Genomic DNA, 16,151 nt, shown 5'->3' on the forward strand with positions numbered 1-16,151 from the left:
AAGGGCCCACGCTTAGGCCAGATAATCAGCACATGAAACTTCTTTTCGACTTTTTACCCATCGTCCTGTTTTTCGGCATGTTCAAGTACGCCGAAGGTCACAAGGACTGGGCCGCAACGACGGCCACCGACTGGTTGGGCTTTATGGTCTCGGGCGGCGTGGTGGGCCCATCGGAGGCGCCCGTTCTGCTGGCCACCGTGGTGGTGATCATCGCCACGCTGGCGCAAATCCTCTGGCTCAAGGCGCGCGGCAAAAAGGTCGACACCATGCTGTGGGTCAGCCTGGCGCTAGTCACCGTGCTGGGCGGCGCCACGATTTATTTCCACAGCGAAAACTTCATCAAATGGAAGCCCACCGTACTCTACTGGGTCATGGGTAGCGCCTTGCTGGTCGGCCAGCTGGTCTTCAAGAAAAACGGCATCAAATCGCTGATGGGCGCGCAGATGGCCCTGCCGGACGCAATCTGGCGCGTGGTCAACCTGAGCTGGGTCGGCTTTTTTGCCGTCATGGGCATGCTCAACCTGTGGGTGGCCTTCACGTTCTCCACCGACACCTGGGTCAATTTCAAGCTCTTCGGCGGACTGGGGCTGATGGTGGTGTTTGTGCTGGCGCAGGCGGTTTACCTCAACAAGCACATCAAACCCGGCACCACGCCATGATGGCCGGCGTTTCCAGCGCCCTGCCCGTGCGCACCGAGGACATCCAGCAGCAGCTCCAGGCGCGGCTGCAGCCCACGCGGCTGGAGGTGCTCGATGAAAGCGCCGCCCATGCCGGGCATGCGGGCGCCAATGCCGAGGGCTACGGCAGCCACTTTCGCATCCGCATCGCGAGCCCGCTCTTTACCGGCCAGAGCCGGGTGGCGCGCCACCGGCTTGTGTATGATGCACTGCAAAATTTCATTGACCAGGGCCTGCATGCGCTGGCGATCGAGATCATCGAGTCACCCTGAAACCCGCGGCGCCTGCGTCACTCCGGCCGCGAAGGCCAGGCACCCTCCAGACGCTAACCAAGCATTCACCAAAGGACTGCAAGACACCATGAAGAAACAATTTGTACTGGCTACCGCCGTTGCGGGCCTGCTGGCCCTGGGCGCCCAAGGCGTCCTGGCGCAAAACCTCGCCATCGTCAACGGCAAGGCCGTTCCCAAGACCCGCCTCGATTCGCTGGCCCAGCAGGTCGCCAAGTCGGGCCGGCCCGTGACCCCGGACATGGAATCCCAGCTGCGCGAGGAAGTGATCGCGCGCGAGGTTTTCATGCAGGAAGCCGAAAAACGCGGCCTGTCCACCAGCGAGGACGTCAAGGTGCAGATGGAACTGGCGCGCCAGACCATCCTGATCCGCGAGCTGTTCGCCGACTACCAGAAGAACAACCCGGTCACTGAAGCCGAAATGAAGGCCGAGTACGACAAGTTCGCCGAAGCCAACGGCGGCAAGGAGTACAAGGCACGCCACATCCTGGTGGAAAAAGAAGCCGAAGCCAAGGAAATCATCGCCAGCCTGAAAAAAGGCGGTAAGTTCGACGACATCGCCAAGAAGAAATCCAAGGACCCCGGATCCGGCGCCAAGGGCGGCGACCTCGACTGGGCCAACCCCTCCAGCTACGTGCCCGAGTTCAGCGAGGCGCTGGGCAAGCTGGGCAAGGGCCAGACCACCGAAACCCCGGTGAAGACCCAGTTCGGCTACCACATCATTCGTGTCGACGACATCCGCACGGCGCAGCTGCCTTCGTATGAGGAAGTCAAGCCGCAGATCGCCCAGTCGATGCAACAGCAAAAACTGGCCGCCTTCCAGGCCGACCTGCGCAAAAAAGCCAAGGTCGAATAAACAGCATATCGCGGGCAGCCTGCCCGCCCTGCCTTTCTGAAAAAGCAGCCTTTGGGCTGCTTTTTTCTTGGGACGCAGCAGATGGGGCGAATTGCCGATTGACGGCAGTGGCGGGGGCCGTTCCAATGGCTCACCCGCTTCTGGAGCCTCCATGCCCAAGTGCCTTGTTTTTCTCGCGTCTTCCGCCACGCAGTCGAGGCGCGCATGAACCACCCCGAACCTCTTTCCGCCCCCAGCCTTCCCCAGCCTGTGCAGGACGCCTTGCAGCGCGGCAACCTGGTCGAGGCCATCAAGCTGATGCGCGCGGACACAGGCATGGGCCTGAAGGAAACCAAGGACGCGCTGGAAGCCTATATGCGCGGCGAAGCGCCGGCTGCCGGCTTCGCGCCCAAGGCCTTGCCCGCCGGCGCGCCCCTGCCCGCGCAGGTGCAGGAGGCGCTGGACCAGGGCAACAAGATAGAGGCGGTACGACGGCTGCGGGGCCTGACGGGCATGGGGCTCAAAGAAGCCAAGGATGCGGTGGAGGCCGGGGGCACCGGGCCGGACGCGAGCGAAGAAGGCCTGTCTCCAGGCCAGGTGCGCGGCTCGAACGGCTTGTGGTGGTGGTTTGCCGCGCTGGCCGTGCTGGCGCTGGCTGCTTTTGCGCTGCTGGGTTGCGCCACCAGGCCGCCGGTGCCCGTTGCCGAACTGGCGCCCTCCGGCAGGCTCAAAGCCGCCATCAATTTCGGCAACCCCATCCTGGCGGTTCGCATGCCGGACGGTTCACCGCGCGGCGTCTCGGTGGATCTGTCCAACGAGCTCGGCAGGCGCCTGGGCGTACCCGTTGAACTGGTGACCTTCACCTCTGCCGGCAAAGTGGTCGAAGCGGTCAGGGACGCGCAGGTGGACATCGCCTTTGTCGCGATAGACCCGGTGCGCGGCGCCGACATGCTGCAGACGCCGCCCTACGTGATCATCGAGGGCGCCTACCTGGTGCGAAACGACTCGCCCATCCGGCGCAACGAAGAAGTGGACCAGGCGGCCAACCGCGTTGTGGTCGGCAACGGCAGCGCCTACGACCTTTACCTGAGCCGCGAGCTGAAGGCTGCCAGGCTGGTGAAGGCCCCGACCTCACCGGCGGTGACCGACGTCATGGTCGCGCAAAACCTGGAAGTGGCGGCCGGCGTCAAGCAGCAGCTGGAAGCCGACGCCAAACGCGTGGCGGGCCTGCGCCTGCTGCCGGGACGCTTTATGGTGATCAACCAGGCCATGGGCCTGCCCAAGGGGCGAGAGGCCGGTGCGCGCTACCTGGCAGCCTTTGTCGAGGAGATGAAGGCTTCGGGGTTTGTGGCTGCGGCGCTGACGCGCCACGGCATCGAAGGCGCGGCAGTCGCGCCGCCGTCCTCTACCCCCTAGAACTGCTCACAGGCCCTTGCACGGCAAGGCGGTGCAACAACGCCAGGAGGTTTTTGAGCGACTCTCAACCCACCCACTTGCGCGCGTTGTGCCACAGGCTCATCCACGGGCTGCGTTCGCTGGCCTTACCTGAAGTCCAGCTTTTCTGGATGTTGCGGAATACGCGCTCGGGGTGCGGCATCATGGCCGTGAAGCGGCCGTCAGCCGTGGTCACGCCCGTCAGGCCGCCAGCGCTGCCGTTGGGATTGGCCGGGTAGGCCTCCGTGGGCTGGCCGTGATTGTCGGTAAAGCGCATCGCGGCAATTGCCTTGGACGCGTCGCCCCGGAAGGCGAAATTGGCATAACCCTCGCCGTGCGCGACCGCGATGGGCAGGCGGCTGCCGGCCATGCCCCGCAGGAAGATGCTGGGCGATTCCAGCACCTCGACCATGCTCAGGCGCGCCTCGAAGCGCTCGCTGCGGTTGGTGGTGAAACGCGGCCAGGCCTCGGCGCCCGGAATGATGTCGGCCAGCTCGGCGAACATCTGGCAGCCGTTGCATACGCCCAGGCCGAAGGTGTCCTGGCGCGCGAAGAAGGCCTTGAACTCCTCGGACAGCACCGGGTTGAAGGTGACGGAGCGCGCCCAGCCCACGCCTGCGCCCAGGGTGTCGCCATAGCTGAAACCGCCGCAGGCGACGATGCCCTTGAAGTCGGCAAGCTTGGCGCGGCCGCTCTGCAGGTCGGTCATGTGCACGTCGCAGGCTTCGAAACCGGCTTCGGTGAAAACGTAGGCCATCTCCATGTGCGAGTTGACGCCCTGCTCGCGCAGCACCGCCACGCGCGGCCGTGCCGACAGGTTGAGCGCGGGCGCCGCTGGTACTTTGGCCGGGTCAAACGTTAGTTGCACACTCAAGCCCGGGTCGGCGGGGTTACCGGCGGCCGCATGTTCGGCGTTGGCACAGTCGGGGTTGTCGCGCTGCTGGCAGATCTTCCAGCTGACCGAGTCCCAGACCTGGTGCAGGTCCTGCAGCTTGGCCGAGAACACCGCCTTGGTGTCGCGCCAGACCTGGATCTCGCCCTTGCCGACCTCGAGCGAAGCCTGCTGGGGCCGGGTCTTGCCGATGAAATGGCTGAACTTGGACAGGCCGTGTTCGCGCAGGGTTTGCATGACCTCGTTGCGCGCGGAAGTTGCCACCTGGATGACGGCGCCCAGCTCTTCATTGAACAGCGCCTTGAGCGTGAGCTCTTCGCGGCGCGCACCGACCTGGCTTGCCCAGTTCTTGCTGTCGCCGGTGTCCATACGGCTGTCGGAAATGCCGTCGCCTTCGACCAGCAGCATGTCGATGTTGAGCGACACGCCCACATTGCCGGCAAAACCCATTTCGCAGACCGCGGCGAACAGGCCGCCGTCACTGCGGTCGTGGTAGGCCATGAGCTTGCCCTCTTTGCGCAGCGCATTGATGGCGTTGACCAGATTGACCAGGTCTTTGGGGTCGTCGAGGTCGGGCACCTCACCCTCCTCCTTGTCCAGCGTCTGCGCGAGGATGGAGCCGCCCATGCGGTTTTTACCTTTGCCGAGGTCAACCAGGATCAGCGTGCTGTCGGCCTCATCGCGGTCCAGCTGCGGCGTCAGCGTGCCGCGCACATCGGGCAGCGTGGCAAAGGCGCTCACGATCAGCGAGACCGGCGAGGTGACCTTCTTGCCGGTATCGCCCTCGCTCCACACGGTGCGCATGGACAGGGAATCCTTGCCGACGGGAATCGACACGCCCAGCGCGGGGCACAGTTCCATGCCCACGGCTTTGACGGTTTCGTACAGTGCGGCATCCTGGCCGGGCTCGCCGCAGGCGGCCATCCAGTTGGCCGAGAGCTTGACGCGCGGCAGTTCAATCGGCGCGGCCAGCAGGTTGGTGATGGCCTCGGCGACCGCCATGCGGCCTGAGGCCGCGGCATTGACGGTGGCCAGCGGCGTGCGCTCGCCCATGCTCATGGCCTCGCCGGCAAAACCGCTGTAGTCGGCCAGCGTGACGGCGCAATCGGCCACCGGCACCTGCCAGGGGCCGACCATCTGGTCGCGGTGCGTGAGCCCGCTCACGGTGCGGTCGCCTATGGTGATCAAAAAGCGCTTGGAAGCGACCGTGGGGTGGCTCAGCACGGCAATCGCGCTTTTTTGCAGGTCCACGCCGGTCAGGTCGATGGGCTTGATGTCATGGCGGACGGTTTTCACGTCGCGGTGCATCTTGGGCGGCTTGCCCAGGAGCACATTCATGGGCATGTCGACCGGCGCTGCGGCGTCCTTGTCGGACAGCACCAGCTGCTTTTCCTCCGTCGCGACACCGATGACCGCGAACGGGCAACGCTCGCGTTCGCAGAATGCCTGGAACTGCGGCAGCGACTCGGGCGCGACCGCCATCACGTAGCGCTCCTGGCTCTCGTTGCTCCAGATTTCCTTGGGCGAGAGGCCGCTTTCCTCGAGAGGCACGGCGCGCAGGTCGAACTTCGCGCCGCGACCGGCGTCGTTCACAAGCTCGGGGAAGGCATTGGACAAACCGCCGGCACCCACATCGTGGATGGCCAGGATGGGATTGGCCGCGCCCAGCTGGGCGCACTGGTTGATGACTTCCTGGGCCCGGCGTTCGATTTCGGGGTTGCCGCGCTGCACCGAGTCGAAGTCAAGCTGAGCCGCGTTGGCGCCCGAGGCCATGGAACTGGCCGCGCTGCCGCCCATGCCGATGCGCATGCCGGGTCCGCCCAACTGGATCAACAGCGTGCCGGCCGGGAACAGGATCTTCTTGGTCAAGGCCGCGTCAATCGTGCCGACGCCGCCCGCGATCATGATGGGCTTGTGGTAACCCCAGCGCTGGCCGGCCACGGTCTGCTCGTATTCACGGAAATAACCGGCCAGGTTGGGCCGGCCGAATTCGTTGTTAAAGGCCGCGCCACCCAGCGGGCCCTCGGTCATGATTTGCAGCGGGCTGGCGATGTGTTCGGGCTTGCCATAGGACGTGCCGGCATCGTCAAACAGCCTGGAGACCGTAAAGCCCGTCAAACCCGCCTTGGGCTTGGAGCCGCGGCCGGTCGCGCCCTCGTCGCGAATCTCGCCGCCCGCGCCGGTGGAGGCGCCGGGGAAAGGCGAAATCGCCGTGGGATGGTTGTGCGTCTCGACCTTCATGAGCACGTGCATCTGCACGCCCTCGGTGGCGCTGTAGGTCTGGCGGCCGGTGGCGTCCGGTCTGGCGTAGAAGCGCTGGGTCTTGTAGCCCTCCATGACGGAGGCGTTGTCCGAATAGGCCACCACCGTGTGCTGGGGGTGCAGCTTTTCGGTGTTGCGGATCATGCCGAACAGGCTTTTTTCCTGCGGCACGCCGTCAATCGTGAAATCGGCGTTGAAAATTTTGTGGCGGCAGTGTTCGCTGTTGGCCTGGGCGAACATCATGAGCTCGACGTCGGTCGGGTTGCGCTTCAATTGCGTGAAGGCGTTGACCAGGTAGTCGATCTCGTCGGCGGCCAGCGCCAGGCCGAACTCGGCGTTGGCTTTTTCAAGCGCGGCCTTGCCGCCGGCCAGCACGTCTATGGTCTGCAGCGGCGCACCCTGCAGCTCGGTGAACAGGCCCGCGGCCTCGGCACGATCGAACATCACGCTTTCGGTCATGCGGTCGTGCAGCAGGCCGGCAACCTGCTCGCGCTGGGCGGCGTTCAGGGCCGTCTTGCTGAAAAACCCGGTTTTCAGCGTGACGCGGTATTCGGTGATGCGCTCCACCCGCTTGACGGCCAGGCCGCAGTTGTGGGCGATGTCCGTGGCCTTGGAGGCCCAGGGTGAGACGGTGCCGAAACGCGGCGAGACGATAAAGACCAGGGCATCGCCTTCCTTGCCGGCCGGCGCGCAGGGCTCGCCGTAGCTGAGCAAAGCCGCGAGCTGGGCTTTGGCGGCCTCTGAAGGCGGCGATTCTGTCGCCACCAGGTGCACAAAGCGGGCACTGATGCCGACGATCTTGTCGTGGATGGCTTGCAAGCGGGGAAGGAGTTGCTGGACGCGGAAGTCGCTGAGGGCGCTGATCCCGTGGGGTTCGCCCTCAAAAGTCGTCAGGTGCAGGGTCACGGTAGCGGTGGCCTTGTAGTGGGAGGTGGGCAGCTCATGGCTGTTTGGGGGTTTAACACCGCCTGCAAGCGCCTGTTTGTGGCCGGCCTTTGCGGGGTTCGCGTTAACCCGTAATTTTATCAGCGACTGGGGGCTTGCCGGGCTCGCTGAGCGCCAGATGCGGGCACTTTCGCGGATGATTCAGGCCAAAAAAGCAAAAGCCCTGACACTCATGCTGAAAATGCATGCCCCCGGGAGCGGTGGGATAATCAGGGCCATGAGTATTACTTACAAAGATGCGGCCGGGATCGAAGGCATGCGCCTGGCCGGCAGGCTGGCTTCCGAGGTACTGGACTACCTGGCCCCCTTCGTGAAACCGGGCGTGACCACCAATGAAATCGACCGGCTGGCCCACGACTACATGACCCAGGTCCAGGGCACCATTCCCGCGACCCTGGGCTACGGCCCTCCCGGCTATGTGCCCTACCCCAAATCGCTGTGCACCTCGGTCAACCACCAGGTCTGCCACGGCATTCCCAACGACAAGCCGCTCAAAAAGGGCGACATCGTCAATATCGATGTGACCGTCATCACCAAGGACGGCTGGCACGGCGACAACAGCCGCATGTACCTGGTCGGCGAGGCCTCGATCGCCGCCAAACGGCTGTGCAATATCACCTACGAAGCCATGTGGCAGGGCATCATGCGCGTCAAGCCCGGTGTGCGGCTGGGCGACATCGGCTTCGCAATCCAGACCTTTGCCGAAAAACAGGGCTTTTCGGTGGTGCGCGAGTTCTGCGGCCACGGTATAGGCCAAAACTTCCATGAAGAACCCCAGGTGCTGCACTACGGCCGCCCCGGCACGCTTGAAGAGCTGGTTCCCGGCATGACCTTCACCATAGAGCCCATGATCAACGCCGGCAAGCGCGACATCAAGGACGGCCCGGAAAAAGACGGCTGGAGCATCGTGACGCGCGACCATTCGCTGTCCGCACAGTGGGAGCACACCATCCTGGTGACCGACACCGGCTACGAGGTGCTGACCCTGTCCGCCGGCAGCCCGGCGATTCCGGCCTTCGTGCCGCAGCAAAGCCCGGTCCAGGCCACGGTCAGCGCCTGAGCGGCGCCCCCTATGGCCCCCTATGCCCGTGCCGCGCGCGTCCACTGACACGGCCTCTACCGCAATGACTGGCCTGCCCCAGCTGCGCGAGCAGTACAAGGCCGGCAAGGCCGCCCTGCTCGCCTCGCTGGCCGCCAGCGGCGCGTCCTCGCGCGGCATCCACGGCCTGCTGCAAAAATTCGCCCGCCACACCGACGCCACGCTGCAGGCGCTGTGGGAGGGCGCCGGTTTTCCGGCCGCGGCCTGCCTGGTCGCCGCCGGCGGCTTCGGCCGCGGCGAGCTGTTCCCCCACTCGGACGTGGACGTGCTGCTGCTGCTGCCGGACCACACCGATGTCGACGCCGACCCGGTGCTGAAGGCCAAGGTTGAGCGCTTCATAGGCGCCTGCTGGGACGTGGGCCTGGAAATCGGCTCCAGCGTGCGCACCGCGTCCGATTGCGTGGAGGAAGCCTCCAAGGACGTCACGGTGCAGACCTCGCTGCTGGAGGCCCGCCTGGTCGCCGGCGCCAAAAAGAACTTCCAGCAGCTGCAAAAACGCCTGGCCGCCGTGCTGGACCCGCAGGCCTTTTACGTGGCCAAGACGCTGGAGCTGCGCCAGCGCCACAACAAGTTCGAGAACACGCCCTACTCGCTGGAACCCAACTGCAAGGAATCGCCGGGCGGCCTGCGCGACCTGCAGGTGATCCTCTGGGTGGCACGCGCCGCCGGCCTGGGCAAGTCCTGGGACGACCTGGCCCGCAAAGGCCTGGCCACGGCCTTTGAGGTGCGGCAGATCAAGGCCAATGAGGCCCTGCTGAGCCTGATACGCGCGCGCCTGCACCTGATCGCCGGGCGCCGCGAAGACCGCCTGGTGTTCGACCTGCAGACCGCCGTGGCCGAATCCTTCGGCTATTCAGCCGAGGCCGATGACGGCAGCAAGCTGCCGCGCCGCGCCAGCGAGGCGCTGATGAAGCGCTACTACTGGGCCGCCAAGGCCGTGACCCAGCTCAACCAGATCCTGCTGCTCAACATCGAGGAGCGGCTGAACCCCAACACCTACCCGTTGCGGCCCATCAACGAGCGCTTTTGCGACAAGGCCGGCATGCTGGAGGTGACCAGCGACGACCTGTACGCGCGCGAGCCGCACGCCATCCTGGAAACCTTTTTGCTCTACGAGACCACCGTGGGCATCAAGGGCCTGTCGGCGCGCACCCTGCGCGCGCTCTACAACGCCCGCGGCCTGATGAACGCCAGCTTCCGCAGCGACCCGGTCAACCGCGCGACCTTCCTGCGCATCCTGCAGCAGCCCGAGGGCATCACCCATGCCATGCGGCTGATGAACCAGACCTCGGTGCTGGGCCGCTACCTCTGGATCTTCCGCAAGATCGTCGGGCAGATGCAGCACGACCTGTTCCACGTCTACACGGTGGACCAGCACATCCTGATGGTGCTGCGCAACGTGCGGCGCTTCTTCATGGCTGAGCACTCGCACGAGTACCCCATGTGTTCGCAGCTCGCGGCCGGCTGGGACAAGCCCTGGATTTTGTACATCGCCGCGCTGTTCCACGACATCGCCAAGGGCCGCGGCGGCGACCACTCCGAGCTGGGCTGCAAGGACGTGCACGTCTTTTGCCGCCAGCACGGCATCGCCGCAGAAGACGCAAAACTGATCGAGTTCCTGGTCGGCGAGCACCTGAGCATGAGCCGCATCGCCCAGAAGGAAGACCTGAGCGACCCCGAAGTCATTGCGGCCTTCGCCAGACGCGTGGGCAACGAGCGCTACCTGACGGCGCTCTACCTGCTGACGGTGGCCGACATACGCGGCACCAGCCCCAAGGTCTGGAACGCCTGGAAAGGCAAGCTGCTCGAGGACCTGTACCGCTACACCCTGCGCGTGCTGGGCGGCCGCGCGCCCGACGCGGACGCCGAGGTCGAGGCCCGCAAGCGCGAGGCCCTGACCATCCTGGCGCTGCATGCCGAGCCCTTCGAGGCGCACAAGGCGCTGTGGGACACGCTGGACGTCAGCTATTTCATGCGCCACGAAGCCTCCGACATCGCCTGGCACGCGCGCCAGCTCTCGCGCCACGTCGGCACGGCCAAAGCGGTGGTGCGCGCGCGCCGCTCCTCGGCCGGCGAGGGCATGCAGGTGCTGGTCTACACGCCGGACGCGCCCGACCTGTTCGCGCGCATCTGCGGCTACTTTGACGAAGCCGGCTTCAGCATCCTGGATGCCAAGATCCACACCGCCCAGAATGGCTATGCACTGGACACCTTCCAGGTCGTCAGCCCCACGCTGACCGACCACTACCGCGAACTCGCAGCCATGGTCGAGGCCGACCTGGACCGCACCATCGAGGAACCCGGCCCCCTGCCCACGCCCGGCAAGGGCCGCGTGTCGCGCCGCGTCAAAAGCTTCCCGATCGCGCCGCGCGTGGACCTGCGGCCCGACGAAAAAGCCCAGCGCTGGCTGCTCAGCGTCTCCGCCAGCGACCGCGTCGGGCTGCTATACCGCATCGCGCGGGTGCTGGCGCGCCACCGCATCAACCTGCAATTGGCCAAGGTCAGCACCCTGGGCGAGCGCGTGGAAGACACGTTTTTGATCGACGGGCCCGAGCTGCAGCACAACAAAGCGCAGATCGCCATCGAGACCGAGCTGCTCGAGGCGCTCAATACCTGATGCCTGACACCTGGCGTTCAGGCCCGCAGGTATTGCAGCAAACGCCCCTTGTAGTGGCCGCCGGCCGGCAATTCGGTCACGCGCGTCTCGGTGCGTGAATAACCCAGCCCGTCCATCCTGCGGTTGAAGCTGGCCCGGTTGCCGCGGTCCGGGTCCACGATCAGCACCTCGACCCGCGGCTGCGCATGCAGCTCGATGAAACGCGACAGCGCCTCGGGCTGGCCGCGATCGTAAAGCACGTCGCTGCCTATGATCAGGTCAAAGCGCTCCAGCAGCGGGTTGGCGCGCGACCAGTTGCCGGCCTGGTATTTCATCGCCGGCAGCTGGTTAAGCTTGAGGTTTTCCAGCAGGAACTCCGCGGCCAGCGGATGGCAGTCGCTGGCGGTGATGTTGCCGCCGCGCCGATGCACGACCAGGCTGGCCAGCGCCAGGCCGCAGCCCAGTTCCAGGATGCGCTTGCCTTCCAGCTCGAAGCTCAGCATGGCATGGGCCAGCACCCGGCCCGAGGGCCACAGCAAACCGAACAAGGGCCAGGCCGAGGACGAAATGCCTTCGCGCTCGGCCTCGCCCAGGGGATCGTGGAATTGCTGCCGGTCCAACAGGGAACGCAGCTGCAGATCCTCGCCGCTGCCGCTCACGGTTTCATACTTGAGCTGGTAAGGCGATGCAGAAGCGGTTCCGGCGGCGGGAACCGCGCCCGGAGCGGGAGCGTGCGGCATGCGGAAAACTTTCCTTGCGTACAACACGCTCAAACGGGGCGAAATAGCCCTCAACCGCGCCAGTGTACGCCTGGAGGCTCGAGACCTGGCGGACGCTCAGTCGTCGTTCGACGCGTCCAGTCCCGGAAACAGCACTTCGGTAAAGCCGAACCGGCTGAAATCGCGAATGCGCATGGGATAGAGCGTGCCGATCAGGTGGTCGCATTCATGCTGCACCACACGCGCATGAAAACCCTCCACCGTGCGCTCGATGGGATCGCCGTATTGGTCAAACCCGGCATAGTGGATACGCGAAAACCGCGGCACCACGCCACGCAGCCCGGGCACCGAGAGGCAGCCTTCCCAGCCCTCTTCCTCCTCGGGGCCCAGGGGCCTGATCACCGGGTTGAGCAGCACCGTGCGCGGCACCAGGGGTGCGTCGGGGTAACGCGGGTTCACCGCGTCGGTGCCGAAAATCACCAGCTGCAGGTCCACGCCGATCTGCGGCGCGGCCAGGCCCGCGCCGTTGACGGCGCGCATGGTGTCGAACATGTCCGAGACCAGCTGGTGCAGCTCATCGGTGTCGAAGGCGGTGACAGGCTGGGCGACCCGCAGCAGCCGGGGATCGCCCATCTTGAGGATTTCGCGAATGGTCATGCGCCGATTATGGCGGCGCGGAGCTTTTTTGGTTTAGGGGCCCTAGCGCCAGTGCCTGTAGCCCCAACCCCGGTAGTAGCCTGGGGCGGGCACCACCACGACGGGAGCGGGTTCGACATAAACGGGGCGGGACGGGTAAACCGCCACGGGAGGGCCGACAGGGGCGACGACGCAACCGGACAGCAAGGCGGCCAGGCCGGCTGCGGCCAGCAAGGCAGGCAAACGTTTGTTATTCATGGAGAAGCTCCTGTGTGTACAGGTCTTTTCAACGTCCGGCGAGGGCGGCCGGCCTGACGTCCGGCGTGCAAACCCCGGTAACGCCATGTAAGCCGAAGCCGGCGACAGCTACTTCGTGGGGCCGGCGCTCCAGCAGGGCTGGCTCACCATGGGTAGGTGCCAGAGAACGTTATGCTGACGGCCCGGCCAGCATGGCCAGCAGCGCTGCTTCGTCAATCACCGGGACGCCCAGCGTCTGGGCCTTGACCAGCTTGCTGCCGGCCTCCTCGCCCGCCACCACATAGTCGGTCTTCTTGCTGACGGATCCGGCGACCTTGCCGCCAGCGGCCTCGACTTTGTCCTTGGCTTCGTCGCGGCTCAAGGTGGGCAAGGTGCCGGTGATGACAAAGGTTTTTCCCGACAGCGGCTGCGGCGCCCGGGCGGCGGGCTCGCCCTCCTCCCAGGTCACGCCACAGGCGCGCAGTTGTTCGACCACCTCGCGGTTGTGCGACTGCTCAAAGAAGGTGCGAATGCTTTGCGCGACGATAGGCCCCACATCGCTGACTTCCAGCAACTGCTCTTCGGTGGCGTCCATGATGGCGTCCAGCTTGCCGAAGTGGCGCGCCAGTTCCTTGGCCGTGGCTTCACCAACATGGCGTATGCCCAGGCCGAACAGGAAACGCGGCAAGGTCGTCTGCTTGGATTTTTCGAGCGCTTCGAGCAGGTTGTTGGCCGACTTTTCAGCCATGCGGTCCAGGCCGGCCAGCGCCGTGAGGCCCAGCTTGTAGAGGTCGGGCAAGGTGCGGATGATGTTGGCGTCCACCAGTTGCTCGACCAGCTTGTCGCCCAGGCCTTCAACCTCGACGGCGCGGCGGTGCGCGTAATGCAGGATGGCTTCCTTGCGCTGGGCGCCGCAGAACAGGCCGCCGGTGCAGCGGTAGTCGGCCTCGCCTTCCTCGCGCACGGCGTCGGAGCCGCAGACCGGGCATTTGCGCGGCATGCTGAATTGCGGCGCGTCCTGCACGCGTTTGTCCAGCAGCACGCTGACGACTTCGGGGATCACGTCGCCCGCGCGGCGCACGATGACGGTGTCGCCCACACGCACGTCCTTGCGGCGCGCTTCGTCTTCATTGTGCAGCGTGGCGTTGGTCACGGTGACGCCGCCCACAAACACCGGCGCCAGCTTGGCCACCGGCGTGAGCTTGCCGGTGCGCCCCACCTGAACCTCGATGGCCTGCACGGTGGTGAGCTGCTCCTGGGCCGGGTATTTGTGCGCCACGGCCCAGCGCGGTTCGCGCGTGACAAAGCCCATCTTTTTTTGCAGCGCCAGGCTGTTGACCTTGTAGACCACACCATCGATGTCGTAGGGCAGGCTGTCGCGCTGCCTGCCCATGGCTTCGTGAAAAGCGATCAACTCGGGCGCACCCTGCGCGAGCTGCGTCTGCGACGCCACCGGAAATCCCCAGGATTTCAACGTCAGCAACATCTGGAAGTGGCTCTCGAAGGCCGGGCCGCCCTCTTCCACCGGCGTGACATCGCCCAGGCCGTAGGCGAAAAAGCTCAGGCGCCGTTGCGCGGCCAGGGCCGGATCCAGCTGGCGCACACCGCCGGCCGCCGCATTGCGGGGGTTGACGAAGGTTTTTTCGCCCTTGGCGCCTTGCGCGATCTTCTCGCGCTGTTTTTCGTTGAGCGCTTCAAAATCGGCACGCCGCATATACACCTCGCCGCGCACTTCCATCACAGGCGGAGCGTCGGCGGGCAGGCGCAAAGGAATCTGGTTGATGGTGCGGATGTTCTGCGTCACGTCCTCACCGACTTCGCCGTCGCCGCGCGTGGCCGCTTGCACCAGGATGCCGTTCTCATAACGCAGGCTCATGGCCAGGCCGTCGAACTTGAGTTCGGCCACGTACTCGACCGGCGGCTCGGACTCGGCCAGGCCCAGTTCCTTGCGCACGCGGGTGTCGAAGTTTTGCGCGCCCGTGGCCTCGGTGTCGGTCTCGGTGCGTATGCTGAGCATGGGCACCTTGTGGCGCACGCTGGCGAACTGGTCCAGGGGCTTGCCGCCCACACGCTGGGTCGGCGAGTCCGGCGTCAGCAGTTCGGGGTGGGCGGCTTCGAGTTCCTGCAGTTCCCTGAACAGCCTGTCGTATTCGGCATCGGGGATCGTCGGCTCGTCGAGCACGTAGTAGCGGTGCGAGTGCAGGTGCAACTCCGCGCGCAAAGCGGCGGCCCGCGCCGCGGTGGAGGCCGGCTGCGGCGAAGGCTCGGGTGGCGCAAACAGGTCTTTGGTGGCCATGGGAAAAATCGCAAAAGGGCACGGAGCCCAGTGAAATCAGGAAAAAAGCCGGCGCCCCAGCACCGAGCCGGCCGATAAATCGCGGCTGTCCAGCGTGTCGTAAAGCTGCTCAAGGTCGGCGTGTATGACTTCCATGGCCTCGGGCCGTATCAGGTTGCCGTTGTCATCGATGATTACGCCGTCCATATTGGCGGCCAGGGACAGCGCGGCTTCGCACATGCGGGCAAAAGGCTGCTCGGAGCGCAGCACCTGGGGCACGTCCAGCGACAGCGTGAGTTCGCGCAAGGCCGTCTGCTCGGGGTCTTCGGCCATGGCGGCCTGGGTGTCGAAGGCCAGGCCCAGGATGGGCGCGTGGCCCGGCTGGCTGGCCGGCAGCACCATGCGGCCGGGGATGGAGCCGGGCACAAAGCCGAGCCGGGCCGCGCTTTGCTGCACGTAGCCGGGGCTCCAGGCGGTATTGACGGCGCGCAAGGTGAAGCTCAATTGCGCATCGTGGGCGCTGGCGAACTGGTCGAGTTCGCGGGCGCGGGCCACCTCGTCCAGCATTTCGGGAAACTCGGGTTCGCCGCCCACGGCGTCGGCGAAGGCCTGGGCCTTCATGACAAATTCGGAGTATTCGATCTGGTTCAGCGCGCCGGTGCGGTTGGCCAGTTGCACGCCGCACTGGAAAGCGCTGTAGCGGTGGCCGGCCGTGGGGAATTCCCATTCGCCGGTGATCACACTGAGGCCCTCGACGCCAAAGGGCTTGCTGCCGGCGCGACGCGTGCTGGGCATGGCAGCCAGCGCGGCCTCGCCCGAGACCACGTTGTCCAGGGCAATGGCCGCCATGGCGTCTATCAGGATGTCCAGGCCGGGCTTGCGCTCGGGTGTGGTGAGCCGGGTCAGCGCGTTCAGCGAGGCCAGGCCCGAATCCGCATCAAAGCTGGGCTCCAGCCGTTCGGCCTCGCCTTCGCCTTCTGCTGGCGGCTGATGATCCGTCGCATCGGCCGTTTCCGGCACAGGCGCGGCCTCGGGCGTGGCGCGCTTGGGCAGGTTGCGGCGCGAGGACCAGGCGCTGTGGGCCACGACGCCGGCCAGCACCAGGCCGCCCACCACCGCCAGACTGATCTGCAAGGAGCTCATTGAGCCCCCACGCTTCTCGCTTCGCGTAGTGCGCTGCCCCCCGAGGGGGCCGCTGCGCCTGCGGCCCGGCAAAGCCGGTTCCGCGGCCCCTGCTGGTGAAATTACGCCCCC

General features: G+C 65.7%; 12 protein-coding genes and 1 pseudogene. 7 read left to right on the forward strand and 6 right to left on the reverse strand.

Annotated elements, in window-relative coordinates; all coding sequences use genetic code 11:
• The first annotated feature begins 32 nt into the window (after positions 1-32).
• The 5 genes and pseudogenes from PMI15_RS22360 to PMI15_RS25405 all read left to right on the forward strand — a co-directional run bounded on the left by PMI15_RS22360 (position 33) and on the right by PMI15_RS25405 (position 3,218).
• Positions 33-659: a septation protein A gene (locus tag PMI15_RS22360; RefSeq protein WP_007874519.1), complete on the forward strand. Its 627-nt coding sequence runs from the start codon at positions 33-35 to the stop codon at positions 657-659.
• Positions 659-949 carry a BolA family transcriptional regulator gene (locus PMI15_RS22365; RefSeq protein ID WP_036840729.1) on the forward strand — a complete coding sequence of 97 codons (291 nt, stop codon included), beginning with the start codon at positions 659-661 and terminating at the stop codon, positions 947-949. Before PMI15_RS22360 ends, PMI15_RS22365 begins: the two co-directional genes overlap by 1 nt.
• Positions 950-1,037: 88 nt before the next feature.
• Positions 1,038-1,823, forward strand: coding sequence for a peptidyl-prolyl cis-trans isomerase (locus tag PMI15_RS22370; RefSeq protein ID WP_007874522.1), 786 nt, complete (start codon positions 1,038-1,040; stop codon positions 1,821-1,823).
• 354 nt (positions 1,824-2,177) lie between these two features.
• Positions 2,178-2,342 (forward strand): annotated as a pseudogene (gene rplL / locus PMI15_RS25400) (50S ribosomal protein L7/L12); the annotation flags it as partial.
• Positions 2,343-2,468: 126 nt separating this feature from the next.
• Positions 2,469-3,218, forward strand: coding sequence for an ABC transporter substrate-binding protein (locus PMI15_RS25405; RefSeq protein ID WP_369751970.1), 750 nt, complete (start codon positions 2,469-2,471; stop codon positions 3,216-3,218).
• Positions 3,219-3,282: 64 nt separating this feature from the next.
• Here PMI15_RS25405 and purL read toward each other — a convergent pair whose 3' ends face one another.
• Positions 3,283-7,296 carry a phosphoribosylformylglycinamidine synthase gene (gene purL / locus PMI15_RS22380; RefSeq protein WP_007874525.1) on the reverse strand — a complete coding sequence of 1,338 codons (4,014 nt, stop codon included), beginning with the start codon at positions 7,294-7,296 and terminating at the stop codon, positions 3,283-3,285.
• Between the two features lie 256 nt (positions 7,297-7,552).
• Here purL and map point away from each other — a divergent pair, with 256 nt between their 5' ends.
• Positions 7,553-8,395: a type I methionyl aminopeptidase gene (gene map / locus PMI15_RS22385; protein WP_036840733.1), complete on the forward strand. Its 843-nt coding sequence runs from the start codon at positions 7,553-7,555 to the stop codon at positions 8,393-8,395.
• Positions 8,396-8,459: 64 nt separating this feature from the next.
• Positions 8,460-11,051: a [protein-PII] uridylyltransferase gene (locus PMI15_RS22390; protein WP_007874535.1), complete on the forward strand. Its 2,592-nt coding sequence runs from the start codon at positions 8,460-8,462 to the stop codon at positions 11,049-11,051.
• A gap of 17 nt (positions 11,052-11,068) precedes the next feature.
• On the opposite strand, the gene PMI15_RS22395 is transcribed toward PMI15_RS22390, so the two are convergent.
• The 5 genes from PMI15_RS22395 to PMI15_RS22410 all read right to left on the reverse strand — a co-directional run bounded on the left by PMI15_RS22395 (position 11,069) and on the right by PMI15_RS22410 (position 16,040).
• Positions 11,069-11,770, reverse strand: a complete 702-nt coding sequence (locus PMI15_RS22395; RefSeq protein WP_007874544.1) for a methyltransferase — start codon at positions 11,768-11,770, stop codon at positions 11,069-11,071.
• 96 nt (positions 11,771-11,866) lie between these two features.
• A complete protein-coding gene (gene def / locus PMI15_RS22400) occupies positions 11,867-12,406 on the reverse strand; it encodes a peptide deformylase (protein ID WP_007874546.1) in 540 nt (179 codons plus the stop codon).
• 42 nt (positions 12,407-12,448) lie between these two features.
• The gene (locus PMI15_RS24520; RefSeq protein ID WP_007874547.1) at positions 12,449-12,643 is read right to left on the reverse strand and encodes a hypothetical protein; all 195 of its coding nucleotides are present in this window, start codon (positions 12,641-12,643) and stop codon (positions 12,449-12,451) included.
• Positions 12,644-12,812: 169 nt separating this feature from the next.
• Positions 12,813-14,918: an NAD-dependent DNA ligase LigA gene (ligA, locus tag PMI15_RS22405; protein ID WP_007874548.1), complete on the reverse strand. Its 2,106-nt coding sequence runs from the start codon at positions 14,916-14,918 to the stop codon at positions 12,813-12,815.
• A gap of 36 nt (positions 14,919-14,954) precedes the next feature.
• The gene (locus tag PMI15_RS22410) at positions 14,955-16,040 is read right to left on the reverse strand and encodes a cell division protein ZipA C-terminal FtsZ-binding domain-containing protein (protein WP_007874550.1); all 1,086 of its coding nucleotides are present in this window, start codon (positions 16,038-16,040) and stop codon (positions 14,955-14,957) included.
• Positions 16,041-16,151 lie beyond the last annotated feature (111 nt).

Origin of the sequence: Polaromonas sp. CF318 (genome assembly GCF_000282655.1) — a bacterium.
Classification (GTDB): domain Bacteria; phylum Pseudomonadota; class Gammaproteobacteria; order Burkholderiales; family Burkholderiaceae_C; genus Polaromonas.

Bases quoted from the DNA above. Each gene is read 5' to 3' on its own strand.
- PMI15_RS22360 (WP_007874519.1), top strand. From the start codon at position 33: ATGAAACTTCTTTTCGACTTTTTACCCATCGTCCTGTTTTTCGGCATG.
- PMI15_RS22365 (WP_036840729.1), top strand. From the start codon at position 659: ATGGCCGGCGTTTCCAGCGCCCTGCCCGTGCGCACCGAGGACATCCAG.
- PMI15_RS22370 (WP_007874522.1), top strand. From the start codon at position 1,038: ATGAAGAAACAATTTGTACTGGCTACCGCCGTTGCGGGCCTGCTGGCC.
- map (WP_036840733.1), top strand. From the start codon at position 7,553: ATGAGTATTACTTACAAAGATGCGGCCGGGATCGAAGGCATGCGCCTG.
- PMI15_RS22390 (WP_007874535.1), top strand. From the start codon at position 8,460: ATGACTGGCCTGCCCCAGCTGCGCGAGCAGTACAAGGCCGGCAAGGCC.
- PMI15_RS22395 (WP_007874544.1), bottom strand. From the start codon at position 11,770: ATGCCGCACGCTCCCGCTCCGGGCGCGGTTCCCGCCGCCGGAACCGCT.
- def (WP_007874546.1), bottom strand. From the start codon at position 12,406: ATGACCATTCGCGAAATCCTCAAGATGGGCGATCCCCGGCTGCTGCGG.
- PMI15_RS24520 (WP_007874547.1), bottom strand. From the start codon at position 12,643: ATGAATAACAAACGTTTGCCTGCCTTGCTGGCCGCAGCCGGCCTGGCC.
- ligA (WP_007874548.1), bottom strand. From the start codon at position 14,918: ATGGCCACCAAAGACCTGTTTGCGCCACCCGAGCCTTCGCCGCAGCCG.
- PMI15_RS22410 (WP_007874550.1), bottom strand. From the start codon at position 16,040: ATGAGCTCCTTGCAGATCAGTCTGGCGGTGGTGGGCGGCCTGGTGCTG.